The sequence below is a fragment of the Bacillus sp. FG16 genome (genome assembly GCF_057809515.1).
In genome coordinates, this window is record NZ_JBMDKC010000074.1 from 1 (window position 1) to 21,744 (window position 21,744).

The 21,744-nt window shown below is 35.5% G+C and carries 19 protein-coding genes and 1 pseudogene; 4 read left to right on the forward strand and 16 right to left on the reverse strand.

Annotated features, from left to right (window positions below; genetic code table 11):
* From ACODS7_RS22595 to ACODS7_RS22665, 15 genes and pseudogenes are all read right to left on the reverse strand, one after another.
* A pseudogene (locus tag ACODS7_RS22595) lies at positions 1-829 on the reverse strand (hypothetical protein); the annotation flags it as partial.
* A 134-nt stretch (positions 830-963) separates the two neighbouring features.
* A complete protein-coding gene (locus tag ACODS7_RS22600; protein ID WP_144519093.1) occupies positions 964-1,272 on the reverse strand; it encodes a hypothetical protein in 309 nt (102 codons plus the stop codon).
* Positions 1,266-1,754 carry a hypothetical protein gene (locus tag ACODS7_RS22605; RefSeq protein WP_277547625.1) on the reverse strand — a complete coding sequence of 163 codons (489 nt, stop codon included), beginning with the start codon at positions 1,752-1,754 and terminating at the stop codon, positions 1,266-1,268. The genes ACODS7_RS22600 and ACODS7_RS22605 overlap by 7 nt, the downstream gene beginning before the upstream one ends.
* Positions 1,755-1,771: 17 nt before the next feature.
* Positions 1,772-2,368, reverse strand: a complete 597-nt coding sequence (locus ACODS7_RS22610) for a hypothetical protein (RefSeq protein ID WP_488827598.1) — start codon at positions 2,366-2,368, stop codon at positions 1,772-1,774.
* Between the two features lie 17 nt (positions 2,369-2,385).
* Positions 2,386-3,435, reverse strand: a complete 1,050-nt coding sequence (locus tag ACODS7_RS22615) for a peptidoglycan DD-metalloendopeptidase family protein (RefSeq protein WP_488827600.1) — start codon at positions 3,433-3,435, stop codon at positions 2,386-2,388.
* Between the two features lie 9 nt (positions 3,436-3,444).
* Entirely contained in the window at positions 3,445-5,640 is a 2,196-nt protein-coding gene (locus tag ACODS7_RS22620; RefSeq protein WP_488827602.1) for a CD3337/EF1877 family mobilome membrane protein, read from the reverse strand.
* An 11-nt stretch (positions 5,641-5,651) separates the two neighbouring features.
* Positions 5,652-6,200, reverse strand: a complete 549-nt coding sequence (locus ACODS7_RS22625; RefSeq protein WP_488827604.1) for a hypothetical protein — start codon at positions 6,198-6,200, stop codon at positions 5,652-5,654.
* A gap of 20 nt (positions 6,201-6,220) precedes the next feature.
* A complete protein-coding gene (locus tag ACODS7_RS22630; RefSeq protein WP_340882785.1) occupies positions 6,221-8,794 on the reverse strand; it encodes an ATP-binding protein in 2,574 nt (857 codons plus the stop codon).
* Positions 8,795-8,812: 18 nt separating this feature from the next.
* A complete protein-coding gene (locus ACODS7_RS22635; RefSeq protein WP_256425295.1) occupies positions 8,813-9,220 on the reverse strand; it encodes a PrgI family mobile element protein in 408 nt (135 codons plus the stop codon).
* A gap of 12 nt (positions 9,221-9,232) precedes the next feature.
* On the reverse strand, positions 9,233-9,502 hold the full coding sequence (locus tag ACODS7_RS22640) for a hypothetical protein (RefSeq protein ID WP_256425294.1): 270 nt from the start codon (positions 9,500-9,502) through the stop codon (positions 9,233-9,235).
* Positions 9,503-9,520: 18 nt separating this feature from the next.
* Entirely contained in the window at positions 9,521-10,612 is a 1,092-nt protein-coding gene (locus tag ACODS7_RS22645; protein ID WP_488827607.1) for a conjugal transfer protein, read from the reverse strand.
* Positions 10,613-10,619: 7 nt separating this feature from the next.
* On the reverse strand, positions 10,620-10,835 hold the full coding sequence (locus ACODS7_RS22650) for a hypothetical protein (protein WP_340882778.1): 216 nt from the start codon (positions 10,833-10,835) through the stop codon (positions 10,620-10,622).
* Positions 10,836-10,845: 10 nt separating this feature from the next.
* The gene (locus ACODS7_RS22655; RefSeq protein WP_488827609.1) at positions 10,846-11,688 is read right to left on the reverse strand and encodes a hypothetical protein; all 843 of its coding nucleotides are present in this window, start codon (positions 11,686-11,688) and stop codon (positions 10,846-10,848) included.
* Between the two features lie 59 nt (positions 11,689-11,747).
* A complete protein-coding gene (locus ACODS7_RS22660; RefSeq protein ID WP_488827611.1) occupies positions 11,748-14,576 on the reverse strand; it encodes an ATP-binding protein in 2,829 nt (942 codons plus the stop codon).
* Between the two features lie 646 nt (positions 14,577-15,222).
* Positions 15,223-16,824 carry a primase C-terminal domain-containing protein gene (locus ACODS7_RS22665; RefSeq protein ID WP_488827641.1) on the reverse strand — a complete coding sequence of 534 codons (1,602 nt, stop codon included), beginning with the start codon at positions 16,822-16,824 and terminating at the stop codon, positions 15,223-15,225.
* A gap of 646 nt (positions 16,825-17,470) precedes the next feature.
* Here ACODS7_RS22665 and ACODS7_RS22670 point away from each other — a divergent pair.
* From ACODS7_RS22670 to ACODS7_RS22680, 3 genes are all read left to right on the forward strand, one after another.
* Positions 17,471-18,637 carry an Alp7A family actin-like protein gene (locus ACODS7_RS22670; RefSeq protein WP_488827613.1) on the forward strand — a complete coding sequence of 389 codons (1,167 nt, stop codon included), beginning with the start codon at positions 17,471-17,473 and terminating at the stop codon, positions 18,635-18,637.
* Between the two features lie 29 nt (positions 18,638-18,666).
* Complete coding sequence (locus ACODS7_RS22675) at positions 18,667-19,086, forward strand: hypothetical protein (protein WP_488827615.1); 420 nt, start codon at positions 18,667-18,669, stop codon at positions 19,084-19,086.
* A 94-nt stretch (positions 19,087-19,180) separates the two neighbouring features.
* Positions 19,181-19,735 (forward strand): DNA-binding protein, encoded by a 555-nt coding sequence (locus ACODS7_RS22680; RefSeq protein WP_488827617.1) that lies wholly within the window; start codon positions 19,181-19,183, stop codon positions 19,733-19,735.
* Between the two features lie 22 nt (positions 19,736-19,757).
* Here the strand turns inward: ACODS7_RS22680 and ACODS7_RS22685 are convergent, their stop codons facing one another.
* On the reverse strand, positions 19,758-20,228 hold the full coding sequence (locus ACODS7_RS22685) for an endonuclease domain-containing protein (RefSeq protein ID WP_488827619.1): 471 nt from the start codon (positions 20,226-20,228) through the stop codon (positions 19,758-19,760).
* Between the two features lie 315 nt (positions 20,229-20,543).
* On the opposite strand from ACODS7_RS22685, the gene ACODS7_RS22690 reads away from it, so the two are divergent.
* Positions 20,544-21,740 (forward strand): FtsK/SpoIIIE domain-containing protein, encoded by a 1,197-nt coding sequence (locus ACODS7_RS22690; protein ID WP_488827621.1) that lies wholly within the window; start codon positions 20,544-20,546, stop codon positions 21,738-21,740.
* The last annotated feature ends 4 nt before the right edge of the window (positions 21,741-21,744 follow it).

Sequence of the window (21,744 nt, forward strand, 5' to 3'; positions counted from 1 at the left end):
TCCCTTTTATAAGAGCAAGCTTCCGATTGCCCTCTACTTCTTTATCGATCCATTCGATTAAACTTTTTACGGTCTGCTGGAATCGTTCTTTTCCATTTCCATTATGTACTAACATAATTCGAATCTCATTTTCTGCTCTTTTATTTTTATAGGATGGAAATGCATATACATACCCTTTTTCCTTTAATAAACTTAATCCTCCTTGATCTAGATATCCCTCAACAATAAAAGCATGCTTTGGTCGTTGATCCCATATTGCTTCATAATTCCTGCTATTGTAAAACATATTATTAGTATATAGTTGTTTTAATGCATATTTAATCATTGTATCATCTTTACTATTCAATAGTTCAATCAGATCCCCAACCGTTCGAATGTATGTATTTCTAGTCCCAGCAACCTGTCTTATAATAATGTTTTCTGGAACTGTTAATACTCTCCCTTCTGCTATCGGCTGCTTTCCGTTCCCTTCTGTTTTTATTATTTTCTCTTTAACCTCAAACATATCACTCTCGTCAATTTCAAGGACTACTTTTTTGTCTTTTGGTACATTTCTTATTCGTTCTTTAATCGAAACAGTATCTAAAAGATACGAACAATCAGGGCAATGCCCTTCATTTGACTTTAAATAGAATGCCTGTTTTCCTGTTCTATTCACTACCTTCACATTGGCCGTACAATCACATTTTAAGTAATTCTCACAATAAAGTGTATATCCAGAAGTTTTACCCAATTGACGCATCAAGATAGCCTCTGGAGGTTCAATATACCGCGTCTCATTTTTCGAAACATACACTGCTCTAGGCATCGATTCTGTACTTCTTGCCATATTTACACCTCGCTACTATTAATATTTGTTTTAAACCCCTTAACGCCCCTATACAGCTATTTTACTACAAATAACACCCCATTATATTTAAAACAAATTAAATCCCCCTTAAAATTGATTTTTAAGGGGGATTTTCATCTTCGTTGAAATGGGAATCTTCTATTTTTATAATCGTATATAGTTTGTTTCAACAAAAAGGCTGCTGCAATCCCCACTGTACATAAAGCTATAATTGTTGCAATCACTTGTAATATCAAATAGGCTGCTAATAATTTTTTTACAAGGTACACACATGCTATTCCTATAATTAAAATTGAAAATCCATACTCATCATATTTTTTTCGATATAGCTTATCTTCTGAAAATGAAAATTTACGATAAAAGATAAATGTAGCACCCGCAACTACTAACCAAACGAACACACCTATTATAATATCTAACATCCTATACATTCCTCACTATACTCAGCAATGAGATATATCTCATTGTCCTGGTCAAGAAGAAAATGGTAACAGTATGCAAATTCTTCATAAGGATAATACGGAATTTGCATACTTAAATCCTGTTTCATATCCAGTAAACGATTCTCCATTCTCACTACTTGTGAATGAAAATACTCTTCGTTTTCCATATGTTCCTTAAAATATTCATCATTTGTATATACCCTTAAAACTGTGTACATCATATGCTTTTCCTTTTTCTTACGAAATTTAACAGGCGATTCATCTACATTTTTATTATAACAGAACGCTGCTAAAATCCACGTTAATCCAAAGATAACAACAGCTAGAAAGCTACTATACGTAAATCTATAAAGCCAAATTGATAACAAGAGCATGACAGAAATTGAAATTACAAACCAGTGTCTTATCATATACGATTTAACAACATTCCAGGCATCCATCTTCCATTTTGCAAAATCCACTTTATCACCCCTTCAATTTATGGCCCTTCTGTTCCAGAATTAATTTGAAATGTGTAATCTTCCACTAACCACTCTTTATCATCCTGTAATAACAAATTAAGTTTCATCGTATGTTTTTCCCTTTGCACGGTACCATTTGTATCAACAATATAATCATATTTGACGGTTACATCTGCTTTATTATCTGCTGTTTTTGTATAATACATATCTGTTACTTCCGCATTTGTAATAACATGAAGCCCAGGAACTTGTGCGTTGCCATGTGCATCTTGAGGTGTTTCAAATAGCTTTTGTTTTGCCTTATCTGTTACCATCTTTTTAATTTTATCAATATTAGGGTTCTGCTTTTGGCTGTTATCATATTTTAACAACATTTCTACAAATGTTTTGGCGATCCCTTGCGCTTTATCTTGTGTATTTTCCTTTAAATCTTCAATACGCTTTTCCAGTTCCTTATTATTTTGCTTTAACATCGTGATTTCAGCTGTTAATTTTCGCTTTTCTTTTTCAGAAGTATTTCTAAGATTTTTGTTTTGTACCCACATTACAACACTTAACAACCAAGCTAGAATAAACACAATAACTACTACAATTTGAACATTTCTGTTCTCCATAACGCTCAACCCCTATATTAATTTGGTAAATATGGTCCTGGGTCTACTTGCCCAAATTTGAAAGATGTTTTAATTTCAAAGTGTAGGTGTGGTCCTGTGACCTGCCCCGTCTTTCCACAAACACCTACTTGCTGGCCGACACCAATGTTTTGCCCTTCCTGGACTGTAATAGACGACATATGACCATATAAACTCCAATATCCGTTTTGATGGTTAATGACAACGACGTTGCCGTATCCGCCAAAGCCACTGCCGCCCTCACCAAATTTCGCCAATTCCACAACGCCACCTTTCGACGCGGCAATTGCGGTGACACCGTCCTGACAAGAATAATCAATTCCTTTATGAATCGTACCCCACCGTGGACCAAATGGACTTGTGACTGTTGTTTGAGCAATTGGTTTAATAAAACCATACGAACTTGCTGTTCCAGTGTCTACAACACCTCCACCATCTGGCTTATTTGGTTCACAATTAAAGGATAAACCGCCCATTTCACTAACGAATTTCGTTACAAGCTTAGGCCACATTCCGTTTGTTCCAAATGGATCATTCGCTGCTCCTGGCGGGGCATACTTCGCACCAATAGCATCAATCGTTGTAATACCCATCCCAATATAGTTTTTATAGAGATTTCGTGCCATCGCATTAATGCCTTCCTCGAGTGTTCCAAACTTCATAAACCCTTTCATTTGTGAACTTCCTGGATCCATCAAGCCGCCTGGATTATTATAATTTTTCACTGCATTTGAAGTACCATTCCCTGTTTCCAATTTCGCAATAGATGCTAGTAAAACAGGATCAATTTGGTTTTGTGTTCCAGCATTCAAAAAAGCTTGCGCTTGCCCACTAAATACTCCACCTAGATGCAGCTGCAAATCTTCTGCTGCCACTGTTTTCCCACCTGGCCGACAAACAGTCAATCCGTTACTGCTAATAATAAGTGGCGCACCTTCTTTTGTCTCTTCTTCTTGAAGAGAACCAGTAAAAAAATAAATAAAAATTAGGGAGCAAACTATAAAAAGTATGGCTCCCAAAACCCCGATTCCTATAAACCATTTTTTCATTAGTATCACCTACTGATCATCAGCTTTAGAATCTTCATTAGACTGCTTTCTCATCTTCTCTATTTCTCGACTTCTATCAATCTTCGAGTCTTCAAATGTTGTATCTTGATTTTGTGTTAACTTAATAACATTAGACCTGTTAATACGTTTCTCGTCTTCATTTTGACTTTCTGGTTGTTTTTTCAATGGAGCGTTTTCTTGTGATAAATGACTTTGTTGTTTCTTCTGTAGTTGATTAGTAACTTGATTGGAGGATGAATTATTTTCATTTTGACGATAATATCCTGGTGGTTTCGGCTGCTTTTTCAATGGAGCATTTTCTTGCGATAAATGTCTTTGTTGTTTTTTCTGTAGTTGATTAGTATCTGTATTAGGTGTACCTTGCAAATTTTTATTAATTTCTTGTTGCTCCCCTTTCTTGATAGGAGCACTATTAATTTCTTCTTTGTTTCCTTTTTTGATAGGTGCATTACTCATTTCTTGTTTTTTATTTTTCATTAACAACGGATTCCTTGAAGTCTGTTCATTCGAGGTAGGTGTATTGATATTGGTCTTATTTCTCTTTAAAGGAGCTACTTGGGAACTTTTATTTTGTTTCTGCATTAAGTCTTGCACTCTAGAAATACGACGCTGATCATGAGCATTTACAACTCGCGGACTTTGCGCTCCATTCCATCCACCATTATTATTTGCATACGCTGGTGAATAAGTCCCTGTACCATATCCATGCTGTTGCTCTTCTTGCCTACGTTTCCCTCTAATTTCATCAACTCGGTCTCGTATAAAACTTTTAGCTTGATCTTTGTGTTTGCGATACAATTTATAACCAAATAGTTTTTTCTGTAAAAAGAATGCTGTTGCATAGATGATTAAAATTGCTATCACTGTCTGTCCATATGACCAAAAGCTTCCTTCCGCTACTTTATACGCTATGTTTGTAAAACTAAACATTAAAATCAGTAAAAACGTATACACTACACGCATTGCTAGGAAAGCAAATAACTTTCCTCCCCACTGTTTTACGTAACCTCGCCATGCTGGAAAAATCCCTAACAATAAGATAAATACACCCATTACAGCCGTAATTAAAAATGCAATACCAAAAATTTGTGTTAATACAGATAAATAACCTACCATAACTAAAATTACGATAGCTGGAATCCATACTAGGAAAGCTAATACAATACGTTGACCAGTATTTTCTGGTGAAAATAGTGAATCTTTTACATTCTTTTTCACAAATGCTTTCCGTCCTTCACTCCCTGGTTTTTCTTTCAATAACGATTTTACTTTTTCTTTTCCAGCATCGATATTCTGTTTATTATACTCATTCTTATTTTTTGCTCCACCAATCACCGCTAAATTAGTCGTACCAAACTCTAGCATAAGATAAGGTTTCACAATCAGAAGATCATGCATTAAATTCCGAATACGTGATAATCCATATTTTGCTGACTGAGCATCTTTATATTGTGATTCTCTTAGAATTTCATTATTTGTCGGTGTTCGCTCTGAATTCGCTGCTGACTCATCCAATGAGTACGTGGAAGAAGAAAGGATAGTGTTAGAAATAGTGTTCGCTGTATCATTTAGTTCTCGAATAACCGAATCACTATTTTGCACATAAACCGTAAAAAATGCTGATAAAAGTGCTGCTACAATTAGGCTTGTAAATGTATTTCGAATTTCACGTTTTGCGAATGAGTAAACTAACCATCCAGCGGTTAAAATCAACATAAAAGATAAAAATTGACCTACCCCTGACTTCCCTCCAATTTGTGAAATAAAAACTGAAACATACTCTAAGGTAGCCCCTACTAAATCAAAGGTAAACGCTTGCTCCATAAGATAAATCCCAAAGTTTACTGTAACTAAATACGCATACCATATCCCATTTAACAACTCATATTGCATCGTTTGAATGTGGCTATATGCTTTTTCATCAAGTTTAAAGATATTAATTTTATCTAACAAACCTTCTTCTTTTTTTTCTTTCTCTATATAAACATCTAATTCATAGTGATCGATTGGATGTTCATTGTATTTTACAACTGGAGCCGAAGTTTCAGGCAAATCACTTTTAGGTGTTAATTCATCCATTACATTAGGACTTTCAGCTGATACACCCGAAATACTAAGAGACATAAAACAAATAACAAATACTAATAAAATCCTAAGAAATAGAAATGGAGACTGCTTTTTCATAACTACACCTCTTATTCTTTTTCAATTGGTTTCGGCTCTAATTCTTCTTTTATTTGTTGACTCATACCTTTAGCATAATATTTTGCGTAAGGAACTACTTTCTCTCCTCTAGTAATCGCAGAATTTGGAACATATCCATAATACTGTTCAACCATATATTTATTTCCCTTTTTTTCCACTTTCAAATCTAAAATTTGCTTCTCTTTTGTACGAATATCTTTAAATCTAATCCGATAAACAAATTTCTTATCCGTAACCACTTCATATTCTAAAACCACATAATCCTCAATTTTTTTATCCTTAATTATCTTATAATCTGGTGCAATATTTTTTTTTGCTTCTTCTAAGCTGCTATAGCTTCTCCCATTTTCATTATCTATTTCCATCTCAAAAACTTTATCAGTTGCCCCTTGATTCTCATACGTAGCATATTTTAACGCTGTACTACAGGCCTTTGAATCTTCACATCTTGCTTCCTTTCTTTCAGGATGTGTGGATGAATCATCCGCACATCCTGACAACAATACTGCTATTATCATCATTACCAAAAACTTTTTCATATGTTATACCCCTTTGTGCTTTATTGCATAACTTCTTCTCTATTTTCCAATTCTTCATTTTCTCGTTTGGCAATTTCTCTTATATCCTTAGATGTATCAAAAGCATCAAATAAATGATCTTGTAAAACGCGCATTTGCATAATTCCTGTGCGCTTTTGTAAATCTCGAAATACACAATATCCAGATGCTAACTTTGGTAATACTCCTTCCAGTCCACTTGAATCATCCAACCTTAAAAACTGATTAATCGCTTCAATATCACGAGATTCATCAGTACGAAAATGAAATGACATCCCGATTTGCCCTCTCATACTTTCTGGAATATCCGTCAAATTCTGAGTCATTAATAGGATTGGAGATAATAAACTTCGCCCTTCACGGAATAATTTATCTATTAGACGTTCTCCAGCTGGGTTTTGGAAGAAGTTCCAAGCTTCATCTATTGCAATCATAGTTAAATCATTGGGAAACATTTTCATAAATCTGATCATATACGCTGTTAAACTAAAGAGAATCGCAACAGAGATAATATTATCCTCCGAATATTCTTCTGGAGGTGTGTCTTTGTTCGGTAAGTGTAAATTATCAACTTGAAGGACGTTTAATTGGTTAGCATAATTTAATACATTATCGGTATTCGTTGGTTCCGCAAAAATAAGACGCGCTAGTGAGATAGATTCTAATTCTTCTAAAGTACTCGCTAAGTTTAAGGCAATATTTCTCTTTTCTTCTGTCATTTCTGTATCTGTAGCAATTATTCTTAATTCTTCTTTTACAAAACGAATAGAAGGCTTCTTACGTTGAGATACTTGTCGTACAGCTCTTGCTACAACAGAACTTTGCATACTGTTGTTTCGTATATTAATGTTTAAAAGATAATTAATGATTTCTCGTGCAATGTCTCCCGCATCTTGCCGATTTTCAAACAGAAGGTATGGATCTAATTTTCCTGCGTCTTCATCTTTATTGGTAAAGGAAATAAAATTTAATTCTGTTCCTAACTCGGTTAATTTCTCGTCCCAATGACATAGATTTTTCCTTTCCGCTTTCGGATCCAGCAACATAACTTTCGCACCGGCAAGAGCTGATTCATAGGTAATATGATTCCCACCAACAGATTTTCCACCACCAGTTTTCCCTGTAGCAACCATAACAAGAGACTGCGTAGCTACTGTACCTGAAGCTGCCAAACCAGGCATGTAATACACTGGTTTCCCTTCTAAAGTCCTTGCAAGATACGCTCCATAGTCATCCCCTAACTCTTGGCGATTCCCAAAAAAGCTTGCGGTGACCGCATTCACGTCTACATCCTGTATAAATTCCGTTACATATCTTTTCGATCCCGGAAGACATTCCATCAAACTACGTAGTTGTAAACCATAAGTATTTTGTAATCGAAAACCAATCGATGCATATTCTTCAATTAAATCCTTCACACGTACAGACAGTAAATCCAGATTTGGCGCACTAACTGCAAAAATTGCACTCATTAAATAACTTCCATCTCGTTCTTTTTCCACATTACTAATAACTTCTTCAGCTAATGCCAGCCCTTCATATACGTTGGAACTTGCCTCATCATTAAATTGTCTAAGATGTTCTACTTGGTCCTTTAAGTTATCCTTCTGGCGTCTTAATTTCGCTATCCTTTTGTCTGGACTTTGATATGTCATTTTCAAACTAACACCTACGCCAAAGGGTAAATTCCTAAGATTTTCAAGCCATCTTATGTCCGGAAAATAGATTGTATCCGGCATTTTTACGAGGTGTAAATAAGAGACGTGTGTTTGATGATTCCCCCCTTTAGCATCTGTTTGATGCAAAGTAAGATGTCGTCTACCTTTTGGATTTTCAATTCCTGTCATCTGTAAATTCAAAACTTCTTCTTTCGTTTGTACACGTGCAATAATTTCACCTTTTTTATTTGTAATAGGTGTAAATCTTTCTTCCCAGCCCTTCCAACCTTGCGGATAACGTACACCTAAATTAAACATCCAAGGAATTAATTTCCCCATTTCTTCACAGCTTAATTTTTTAAAATGAAAAGGAAAAGCCTTTAATACATTATCCACTTCTCTTCCCGCTCGCAAAGCTCTTTGAAGACGTTCTACCGTTAGATATGTGCTTTTCCCTCGCACCTTGTGAAATTTCTCTTTGAACCAATCCGAAATATATTCAAAGATTTCACCAAATGACATTTCATCGTCTTCATCAGTTACAGTTCCTTTTGTAAGTTCAATTCCGATATAAAATTTACTCTTATTCTCTTCTGCTCCCAATTCCGAACTTGTTTTTAAATAATCAAAAATTGCATCTACATGTTCTTTAGCAACTACACGAAGATTGCCACGTACCGCTTCTAAATATTGATCCCTTACATCATCGAGTGATTGCCTCACCGGAACAATCAAACAATGAATTTCCCTATTTATTTCCTTAAATAAACGACGTAAATCTTGAAAATGAAGGGCTAGCTGGTTTTCAGAATCAAAACTTGTATGAAATCCTGAAAATTCGTACCATTTCTGTTCTCGTTTATCTTCTGTAAAAATTGTATTCCCACACACTGCGGCAATGTCACTTTGAAAATTCATACGATCCATCCCCTTCTTTTACAATTTCCCACGTTGCAAACGAATTTCTCCTTTGATATGAATCATCTTTGTTTGTTCTACTTCCTCAAAACGTATCATTTCTTTCGGTTCTTGTCTGGTTCTTCGCTTAATGTAGTAATAGCGTAAAATATTCATATTCTCTTTTGTTTGCCCACCAATCAAATATCCCAAGAAACTAGGCAAAATCAAACTTACTACAACGAATCGAGCCACCTTATTATCAATTACAGGTGCTGCTATAATAAAAATCGGTAAACTTACGAAGAATAAAACCAAAATAATTAAAATTTGCGTCACAGTAAGAGAAAAGGGAAGTTGAAATCCTTCCCTTCCTCCTGCAAATCCCCGAATCAAGTTTGGTATACGCCACAAAGTACTTGTACAATACCCTTTGTATCTATGCATTTTCTGACACCCTTAACCTTTCAGTCCGAAGAACTTCAATAGGCTATCTCCTAAAGAAATAATATTATCTGGACCATATACAAATACTCCAAGAATACTACCAACCACTAATATCCCAACTGCTGCACGAAACTTTTTAAACAACACTAATCCCACAATAATAATTAACACTGCCCACACGTAAATTGTTTGAATCGTACTTAAAACGTTACTATTCCCACTCCCTTTAACACCTGTTATATCAATATTTCCTAACATTAATACGTCTAATAAATGTTGCATTTTACATCATCCTCCTTTTTATTTCACTTCATAGGATACTGGTTGCATTTTTAAAATTTCAAACTTCCCCTCCCCCTTACGATCTATTGTAAATTCAAAGCTATGTTCTGATATTACTCCTGAAACTGGTTGTTTCAGTTTTACACTACACTGTACAAGGAACTGTTTTTCTTTTTGCATCGGGTACACTTTTACATCTTCAACTTTTACATATTCCATCAAACCTTGTAGAGATTGAATGTCAGCTGCATTTCGGAAAAAGAATTTAATTTCATCTCCACGATCTTTTGCTGTGTATGTCTTGAAAAACGATTCAAGAAATTTTCGTACTTCTTGTTCAGATTTCATGTCTTTCGAAAGACTAGCATATCTATCTTGAATGGATTTATTAGCTCCATTCTTTGGCATATAAGGTTGCGGTAAATCTACAATTGTATATCCATCTGATGAACCATAAACTCGAATGAGATAATACACTCGACTTTGTTTTTTATCTGGTGAGTCTTTTGGTGCAAACTCCGTGGTAACATCTACATATACATTTGCTTGATTTTTCCCCGCACTTTCAACCTCTAAAATACGGCTATCTTTGTAAATTTGCTCACCATTTAAAGATTGATAATCGATACCAGCATCTTTATCTAATCCTTGTGCTAGATATTTACTCAGTATCTTCTGTCTCCCCTTTTGTGCTTCGTCTCCTGGCTTAACAGTCACATACTCTTTTATAAAATTTTGTACAAAATATTCAACTCCTGAACGCATCGCTAAATTTTCCTGTACGCCTTCTGCATTCACCTTTTTAGTTGCTGTAATTTGATTTTGAAGATTTTCAAGTTTACCATTGTGGCGAAATGCGTTATACACTCCTAAAGCAACAATACAAAGCGAAAAAATAGCCACAATATTCCAAATACGTTTTACAACAGGTTTTTTTAATGTTGCACGTTTAATCACTTTGACTTCTTGAGTCTTTTCTTTCTCATCTCGTTTTAACAATTTAGCTGAGTAAATATTCTTTTTTTCTTTCCATTTTGCTATTCTTTCTCGAAATGACAGTTTATTCGAAGATTCCGACTTTTGTTTTGCTACTTTTCCCCACTTTTGCAAAGTGTCATCACCTCTTCCCCTGTAATAGAAACACAAGGCTTGCAATGATAATAAGAGTTCCTATCATCCCAAACTGCGCAACTCCTAAATTGTAAAACGCTGAAAACTGTTGTTTTGCAAATTCCCAAACACCCCTTGTTTCGGGGAAAGCTGATAAAATAAAGCTTCCCACGAAACAAATGCCAGCTATATATATAAGTGATTTAAAAATAGATCGAAGCATAACCCTCCCCCTATAATTCTTTTTTAGTTTTTGGATCTTTTAGTACATCAATATAGATTTCTCCAAACGGATTTTTTTCAATATCTCCACGACTAGCTACTAATATAGGGATATTAAGTTGCATTTTTTCTATTGTTTCTACACTTAAAATATCTCGAATTGTCTTTTGCGAATTAGGTTCGTTCCCACCTATAAATAAAACTCTCCAGTCCGTTACAGGTGCTTCAAAACACACATGCATATCATAGTCATCCAGTGTCTCTTGTCCCCTATTCAAAAAATCATTGTAACGAATCGTCTTTTGAACTGTATTTTGTCGCTTTGCTACACTACGCTCCAATTCAATAAATAAACCGAAATTTTGGGAACTTCCTTTTGGACCAATGATCATTAACCCATCTGGTTTAATCACATCTGATTTATCTTTTGAATATTGCCATGTTGCACGCGATTCTGGAATCCAATCTTTAAATTCCAATTCATATTCACTGACCTTATTTTGATAACATACAACAATCCGATTAAGCATTAATTGATGTTGATACCAAGGAGCAATTCTCGTTGTCCAGTGTCGATTCCATTTTACAACCCCTTGAATTTGTTCTACAATTTCCACTCCAAACATCGTTAAGGTATACACATTTACTGGTTTTGTTGCAAATTCTATGGGAACTGTAAAACTCTTAATATACCCTGCATCTTCTAGTGTTCTAAGCCTATGCATAACAGCGGGTTTCCCATAATAATTTGTGAGTACATGCTCTACAATAAATTCTGAATCTAAATAAATAAAATCATGTAATTTCACAAGTAAATCCTTATCTTGATCTGATAAAACTAAATACTTTACCAATTTGTTTCCCCCTTTTCTTTATGGGAGAATACCTAGCACACGTTATTTCCCCTCTTTTATTAAGGTTCTATCTTTTTTTGTTCTCTTACTCGCTGCATCAAAGATCCTGTTGATGCTTTCTCGACTACTTTTTGTTCTTGCTGCTCTTGTATTTGTTCTACACTCTTTCCCTCTTTTTTATCTTTTTCATTAATTATAGTTGGTTTAACATCTGGGATTTCCATTTCTTTTTCCAACTCGATTTTCGGTTTCTTTTTTAAGTGTTCAGGCGTTTGAGGTTGTTTGGAAATGGGTGCCTTTTTCTTTCTAATAGGGCTAGTACTTGCTAACACTGTTGTTTTCTTAGGTACATATTCTTGATCACGCATATACGCTTGAATCATTAAATCAATTTCAGACTGATGATACCCATTTTTAGATGACAATTCCTCCGCTTTCTGCAAAGTCCAAGCGTTAGACTTTTTAACATCCTCTTCATCACGGAAATCTGCTTTAGTTCCATCAGCATGATAACGATCCAATGGAGGAACTTCTACAACCGCCTGGACTGTCTGATCTACGTCATTAATATGATCTTGTGTGCGGATTACAGCAACACGATCATCTAAATTACTTAAGAATCCCTCTGTATATATGGATTCATCCTTATCTTTACCAGCAACTTTGAAAAACTTCGTTGATATTTGTGCATCCTCTGTTCCCTGTCGGCATACAAAAAAGTTTCCTTGTACGTTAATAAGCGCACTTTGAAGATCTTTATCTAAATCTTTAATCGACTGCGTTGCAATCCCTAAAGAAAGCCCTTTTTTCCGTTGTTCACGTATCATATACGGAAAAATAGAAGCTTTTACTTTTGCCGCTTCATCAATTACAAATTGATGAAGCAAAGGTTTTCCTTGACGATCATCAGCGACTCGATAATATAAATACGTCAACGCACTCCCTATCACACTAATTTCCCGTTCACTCATACCGCTGAAATCATAAAAAATAATATGTCCTTCATCAAACCATTTTCTTACTGGCAAAGCAAACTCTTTTTGACCAAACATCCTCTTGAATAGATTATTAGATGTAAAGATATCTAAACGATTCAAAATAGGAGTCGTGGACATATCTAACAAATCTGGTGCTTCCATAATCCAGAAATCATATAATTCCGCTGTCTCCGGATTGTTTTTTAATCGCGAAATAATGCGCTTTCGGAACGTATAGTCTCTAAGTAATCTCTTGACTCCTAAAAGCGTATGTGTTTCCACAGGATCCGCTAATAGAGTTTCAATACAGTGTCGAAGTAGACGTTCCGCTTGTTGAGCAACTTGGAAATTTTCATGGATAATCTTCATGATAATATCAGTTACAAACTCATTAGTTTCACCAGGAAGTTTATACAACAGGTTCATTGCCAAAGGATACTCTGTATTCTTAAAAGAAATCCAATGAACGCGACTCCAATCGACAGCTTCGCCTTTTAATTCAGCCAATAACATCTGATTAAGTAAAACTAAGGCTGTATCTTGCGCTGGATCAGCAAAAGAAAAGCCTGGAGTTTTTTCACCTTTCTTTCTCTCAAGAAATCCATGAATACTTTCCATTAAAACTTTATTAATTAGGGTCGATTTCCCCGACCCATTAACTCCTAAAAGCAACCAGTGCTTTCCTAGTACAGACGGAAGAACGCGTACTTCTCGATTTTCCACAAAAGGATGAGCAAGAACACCAAATGGAATACCCTCAGGATTACTCAGCACTTTTTCTGGTAACAATTCTGCACCACGAGCTGAATGTGGAATTTGCTTCGAAAGCTTTTTCATTAAACCTTTATCATCAAAATGTGGTAAATGAAGTAAATTCGCTAATTCACTCCCGGTCCAAATCATACGATAAGGTTTTGTTGTTGGATACCACTGAACCGACCTTCGCCAACGACGATATCTTAATTCATTAACATCATGTAACACGGAGTTAATAGCATTCGCCACATCTTTAACGGTTGGAACACCTGGATAATGCTCAGAAGCAAGTGAAACTGCGCAATCAAAAGCAACCTCATTCCCAGCATATCGATGTTTTAAACCCGATAATTCTTCTTTATCAAACGCGGTCCGTTCACTTGCTTTTTTATCATCACGAATGTCTTCTTCTAATTCTGTAATCGATTTTTTTAATCTCCATCCATCATTCGCACTAAACGCCAGTTGTAACCACGTCCCAGGTTGCATATGCGATAAAATACCCGGAAGTTGATCCGATTTATAGCGAGAAAGCGGAAGGGCTTTTTTTACACTGTTATTTTTCAGCTTTAAGCGACCTCCCACAGCCTTTTTACCTGGAAACTCCATATCATCTGCTGGGAAAAATTCGAGACGCGGATAGATACTCTTGAAGTTCGCTTGTAATGAATGTAATTTGGAACGTTCCGCACCTAAGTAAAAGCAATATTGAGCACCCTTTTTATCATCAATTTTGTAATGGACAATAAAAGAATACCATTCCCGCCCAAAAATAAGACGTTCAATCCATTTGCGTTTTGTTCCATGAATCCGGCGCATAAGCTGCCCAATCATTTCTTTTGAAACACCATCATCCTCGTGGGGAAGAAACTGTACGTATTCAAAATTCCGTTGAATACGCAAAATAGAGAATATCCAACGAACAAACCACATAATAGCCAGAATTACAAACAACAACTTCGCATACAGCAAAACCGAACTGTACCAAATTTCAACATCTTTGAACGAAAACGGAAGATGAGATAAAATCCAATCTTTCCTCCAAACAAAAAATCCAATGGAAGCGACACCAAACAATGCCGATGTTTCTTTTGGATGCTCTCCAATCCAATCAAAGATATTATCCAGATCCGTATCATTCGATTTTTTGCTCATGTAACAGCCTCCCTCAACGGAAAAGCAAGAACAAATACAAGGGTTCAATTTTCAAAGAACAACGTAAGAGAACAACCAGCAATTTGATTTTTTTGCGATTTTTAGTTTTTGTTTTGAGCTGTGATTTTTCGTTCTTTTGGTAGTGTGTCTTGTGTGATTTTTTGTTTTGCTGGTAATAGTGGAGTCTAAGATGAAATAAGATTTGACGACAATAAGATATGCCGCCCCCCACAATAAATCTAAGGTAGTAGAAGAATTATCTATTTACTCATCTGATATGATTTGAAAAATCAATCATCTGGCTAAAAGAATCTTGTTAATTAGTGGGTAATTTAATTATATTCAAAATTTACTTAGAAATCAATGGTTTTATGACCAATTTATAGTAATATTTTATATAACATTTAATCCACTCATTAAAAATTTGTATAACATCCATATCTTAGACACTAAAACACTATATTAAATACTAGTGTATGCACCAAAATAAGTAATACTACGTAAGTGCATAGCACACAGGGGAAATTACCCTAGTACACACTAGAAGCCAAGAGAAATTCTTGGCTCTTTTTTGATCATAGGTTCGTCATTCGCAAGCTCATGTCCTCGCCTTCGGACTACTCTCCCCCAACAAATAACATGTAAGTTAGCCCACATCTTCATAGTAATTTTGTATCTCATAAAACAAGTACATTAAAAGGTCCTCTATCCGTGTATAAAGATATAAACTACCTGTGGTAAGCAACTCAAATAAATAAGCATGTGAGATAGCTGAGAACTCCTCCAAGACAAACAAATACACATAAGCTAAAAGATCCAAAGGAAAAGAGGAAACCGCCGAAACTTTACGTATAAACGCCAATTGAGAGGTAGATAAAGAATCAATAAGAGTAGTGTTATACGTTAAAGGATCAATAGCTATAACAGGAAAAACAAAACGCCCACCCACCACCTGATCCCTAAGTGTATACGGATTTGGCTCATTTTTTCCAGACTCCAATATAGGTGCATCGATTATAAACGGCACGGAATCTGTATTTCTTTTGTTCTCTTGTTCTATTTGTTCTGCAGATTGTTCCTCGGCTACTAATTCAATTGTTGTTTTTGCTCCACGACCTTTACCTTCAACAACCAAATTGATTCGTCCAGTGGTTTGTAAACGCCCAATAACGACCTTAAACGAAGAAAACGGTATTCCCATCGCTTCTGCTAGTTTGCGTTGTGATCCCGATACTTCCCCTTTTTGTTGCTCTAAGTATGCTAAAATATCAACTTCCCATTCTTCCATATGGCTATATTGGCGATCTTCACGCTCTTTTTTTCCTTCAAACGGGCGATACGAAAACGCCATTCCCGATAATTCACGTATATAGCGAGCCGCTGGCCCTTTTTTCGTTCCCTGGAACGCACTACGAACCTTTTGTTTTACCTTTAATACCGTTAAAGGCTTTTCTAGCTTTGCATTCCATTCACGAAGCTTATTTTCAGCTTCTTCCTTTGCGTATCCAGAAGCTTTAAATGTTAAAGCTAACGTATAACAAGTGTTATCTCTCTTCCCTTCTTCTACACCTTGTAGAAGTTTTAAAATAGCTGGATGAGACAATAAATCACATTGCCCTACTGTTACCTTTTTAAAGAAAGAACGGTCTTCTTGCTGTATGATCATCCAGTCTATAAGCCCCTGAAAGTCTATACGATTATTAGACTCATAAACTGTATTTTGATCTGTAACCACACGGAAATAACGCTCTGCACCAACAGCAACAGGATCACCGCCGATACTCGCGATAATTTCACGCTGAATACGCTCATAAAACTCTATAGTCTTTGTATAGGCTCTTTTAGGTACAGCAAAATAAAAGTAGACGTGGAACCCACCAGACGGCGTTTTAACAATTAAAGAAGGCTCTGGAAGTCCTGCGCACTCAACGCGGTCTAATACATCTGGAACCGTCAAACCTTTATTTTCTTCATTGCCACCTTTTGCGTCTATATCAATGACCATTGCGTTTAACCAGCGTAAAGATGCCTTATTGCGCTTGTCATTACGATAAAATGTGTTAGGTGTGTAATATGTAGTATCTTGAGTCATTGCAAACAAAGTTTTATATGTACGCACCGCTTTAAATTCCTCACAATTATTACTTAAAAAAGTAAAACCGTGATCATTATCATAGCCAGTTAATTGCTTATCTCCTTGACGTTTCGCTACTTCTGTAAATTGATTTTGAAATATTTGTCGATACATCTTCACTTGCGTTCCTCCTCTCTTGGAGAAACAAAAAAGACAGATAGCGCAAGCTATCTGTCCTCATATTTGAACCTGTATATTAATTTTCTCATGTCACAAGGTGTCTCAAATTGACTATGAATTTATTGCATAGACAACAAATTTCATGGTACAATAGGCCCAGACATTAGTAAAATATTAATATACATCCAGTTTGTTCGAACTAAACTGGAATTGGTTCAAGCTATGGGCAATATAGCTTGTTCCCGAAGCAATCTTGTGTTCAGCAAGATTGCTTTTTTTTATTCTTTTTTGTTTCTGCTAGACATTAGTAAGATTTATATTTTTATTTGTTTATTTATGTAATTTATGTAAATAAGTCTCTATTTTTCTAAATTGTGCGAATAATTTTCTGTTCTAATACAAATATACTCCTTTTCTTTCCAGGCCGCAACCCTTTGTCTTTATTTATATTTTTCAGATTGTTAACTTTTTATTATTGTTAACATTATATGAAATTAAAAATAACAAAATCACCAAAAAACCTTATAAAACAAGCATTTAAACGGAAAATATTTTTGTTAACTTTGATAAGAAAATACTTCCATCTACAGTTTAGTTATGGTATATTGTTAACAAAGATAAAAAAGGAGTGGAGAAAAAAATGAAAATTTCTATGATGAATAAGGATTCCGGGAACTCACTTGATATGAATTTGATTGATGGTTTTTATGTTGAGATCCCTACAAATGTAGTGGAAATCAGCAAAAATGAAGCTGATTCTCATTTTGTTGCTGCCATTGGAAACCCTAAAGATCTAGATTCTCGCTTATTAATCTCTACAACAATTCCGGGCGAAGAGAAAGAAAGATATTTTTTAGTAGGTGAAGAAGCTGCAAAACACGCACTAGCAAACAATCACGTTAATAAACTACACGATAAAATTACTAGCCACATCCCTTATGTAATGTTTTTAGCTGCTGTTGCTTATTATCATGCTAATAATGAAGAAAGAGAAAATGATGATAACACTGTCGAAATTGAATACTTCCAAACAATGTTACCTATCTGGTTACTTAAACGTACGGCTAAATTTAGCGAAGCACAAACAGCTATGTCAGAACGTTTTTCAGGTGAACATATCGTATCTGTTCACACCCCTGGTTTAGAACGCACTTTAAATATTGATGTGAAAAAAGCCGCTTGCCGCATTGAAGGAGAAATTGCCCGTTTAGGTATCAAGAAAACTTTTGAATTAGAAGATCGTGAGGAAGCAAAACAGTTTGATAATAACGATACTGTACTAGTCGATATTGGCGGCGGTACTATTGATCTTGTTTTATCACCAGCTGGTTTAAAAGCACCAAAAAACCGAGATTCTATGCAATCAATTGATAAGCTTGCTTATTTATCACACATCGAAAAACTAAGAAAAGAAAAATTCATAGAATTTTTCGATGACCTGCGCTCTTTCGAGATATTTATTGTACAGAACTACCAAAAACCTAAAATGGAATTGATCGATGGAAACAGTGGAAAACGCACTGATTTAACTGATAAAATTAAGTCTTCCTTAAAAGAATTTGCTAACATTTTAATTTTAAAAATTCAAGATGTTATGCCTGCACCAGCTGACAAAGTATACAAATACATCTATTTCGGCGGTGTTGCTCCAATTCTAGAAGACAGTATCCGTGAAGTTATTGAGGAAATGTATGGCGCTGAAATTGCACAAGCAAATCATATTTTCTTGCCAGATTCTCGCAAATTAAACCTATATGGCCTAGAAGTTAAAAGCCGTGGTGAAATGCTACAAAAAGCATCTAAATAGGCATATCACCAGAAGAAAGGAGGGAGCACATGGGACGTACTAGCAAGGAAGAAAGACAAAAAGTGTTTGGCCTTCGAACAGATAACATGAGTGAAAAAGTATATAATCACTTAGATAAAAAAGCCCGCTCAAAACAATTAGCTTCATATCTTATAAAGTTGGTTGAACAAGACTTAAAAGGTCAAGAGCCATTTGATGCAAAAGAAGAACTCATTGAGGTTTCAAAAAATCAAGATTATATGATGAAGGCCATCGAACAGCTAACTAGAAAAATATCTACTATCCAAGTAGCTCCAGCTCCATCTGTTGTTATGTCGAATCAAGAGAATAACAATACATCCTTAGAAAATGATTTATTAAAAGACGTTGGTAAATCGGGACAATTAATTACAAGTAAGGTGGTTACTGGATCTCTTGACGATGAGGATTTAGAAGACCGAGACTTTTAGAAAAAAGGATCTCACTCCTTATTTAAAGGATGTGCGATCCTTTTTGTTTAATCTATAATGTAAATGAGCGACTTTGGACGGGAGGTATAAAGATATGAACGAATCCGAACACGAACGAGCCTATTGGACCCATGAGGTTGCTGACAAACTCCAAATATCACACAGTACATTAAAAAGATGGTGTGGCGAGCTAGAAATGAGCGGTTATGAATTTACCAAAGGCACAAATGATAGTCGTGCATTTACCGCTCATGATTTATCAGCATTGGAAAAATACAAACTTCTAACAAAAAAACAAAAGATTCCAAAGGATAAGGCCGCAACTACTGTTACAGAAGAGTTTTCTAAAGATATGAGCGATCGGGCGACCCCCGCCCAAAAAGAAAATGACCATTTTTTGAGTAGCCCACAAGCCGCCCAAACACTTCAAGCACTTATGCACAGGTTCCAGGAGCAAGAAGAAACGAATCGCCAAATTTTACAGGAACTACAAACAGCTAATGAACTAAATAAAACAATTTCCGCACAGTACGAACAACTAAAAAAAGAGATACAGGCCCTTAATGCTGATCAAAAATTGATAGCATCTAGCCAGGAGAAAAAACAAGGATTCTGGGCAAAGCTTTTCACAAAAAATAAGGACGTATGATGATAAATTACATCACACGCCCTTATTTCTGTTCGGATAAGATCATATCCGTTTTTATATTTGATTGTATACCCATGTCATTTAACTTTGATTCTAATAAGAGGATTTCTTTTTCAAATCCTTTTTTCAAAGCAATATCCGATATTCTTATAACACACCATCCATTTTCCTTCATATGAGCATCACGCCTTTTATCTTTTCTTCTGTTTTCCGGCACTCGATGAAATGGCCCATCAACTTCAAGATCCAGCTTTCTTCCGTTTGGTGAATAAAAGGCAAAGTCTAACTTATAGCGTGTACCAGGTACTTTTTGCTGCACAATAGGGTGATAACCTTTATAACGAAGCGCATCATAAACCTGCTTTTCCAACTTACTTTGACATTTTCTACGTTGTGTATCGCTATCCGGTTTATAACCACCAGAGGAAATTATAATTTGTGCTAAAAAGAAAAATAACAAAGCGCATCCAAGAACCACGAATAACCCCATCATATTCCTTCACCTCTTTTATTTTTTATCACGGACAAATTACATCCTACTCAACCGCTGCATAGGCTAATGACTAAGCAAGAGCTTTTAAGTTACTTTATCAGCAACTTAAATCACTACCTACTTACTGTTACCTACGTATTAACGTGTCATGAGTAGCAATAACAGGAAATAAAAAATGTGTTTATGACGACGAGGGCGGAAGGCCGAGGGAAGTCATAGTGCCCCTTTAACTCAAATTTTATACCATGTAATTTTTACCAATAGGGTAGTTATGTCCTGGTAATTATTACAATGGATCGGAAAGGGTGGATTTCATTGTTAGCGAAAATAGAGAAGGCCCTGCAAAATTACCAAAGTTATATAAAAAGAAAAAATCAAATTAACGATCTAGAGGAACAAACGAAAAAATCATTTCATTCAGCAAGTTTATTTTTGACTCACATCACGTATGGAAATGTCAAAACCTACATTTACCCTACTATCCAAAAAATACTTATATTAGAGACACACAAGGAGATTATTTTCACCATACCCAAAGGGATGAATCCAAAGAATTTAACCGAAAAGGAATATGTCTTCAAACAATATTTAGGCGACAGTATCGAGCTAGAAATAGGATCTATAACTTGTGTAATACGTATATTCCCTAAACGTATGAAAAGCGTAAATTACAGCTTTAATGAGCTTCTAGTGCGTAATGAACTATTACCGGTTATTGTTGGTCAAAACAAATATAACCAATGGATTAAATACTCCCTCATTACATCCCCAAATACACTAATTAGCGGTGTGCCAGGTAGCGGAAAAAGTTCTATGTTGCGTACTATTTTAACAACATGGGTTTTAATGAAAAAACCTCATGAACTTGAAATGTACCTAGTTGATTTAAAAAAAAGTGAATTTCACATTTTTGAAAAAATCGAACATGTAAAAACTGTTTGCGATACTCCAGGACAATTTAAACCTATTATGAAAAAGCTAATGGCTGAACTTGATAAACGCGGTAATTTATTAAAAAAATACGGTGTAAGTCACATTAATGACATTCCAGCATCTGAAAGACCAGGATTCATTGTACTTGTAATTGATGAGGTAATTGTATTAAAAAAAGAAAAAGAAATTACAGAGGACTTGTTACAATATGCGTGTTTGGGAAGGGCCTACGGGATGTTTCTTATTTTGTCTATGCAACGCCCTTGTAATAAGAGCCTAGATACAGCCATACGCGCGATTCTAAACGCTAGGCTTGGTTTTCGTTCAGAAGATAAAACGAACAGCGATATAAGCGGTACTCCCGGCGCTGAAAACATCCCCTCTGATGAGCCCGGACGAATGGTATTTAAAATAGATGCTGATAGTCTCCAGGAGGTTCAAGCTCCCTTTTTATCTGTAGAAGAAGCAAAAAAACTACTATCTCCCTTTAAGCGAAAAGATGATACCAAAGGCCCCGACTGTTCCCATATAAGCAAAGAAAACGATCCAAATACTATCTTTGGATTAATGGAGGATTAGTCCC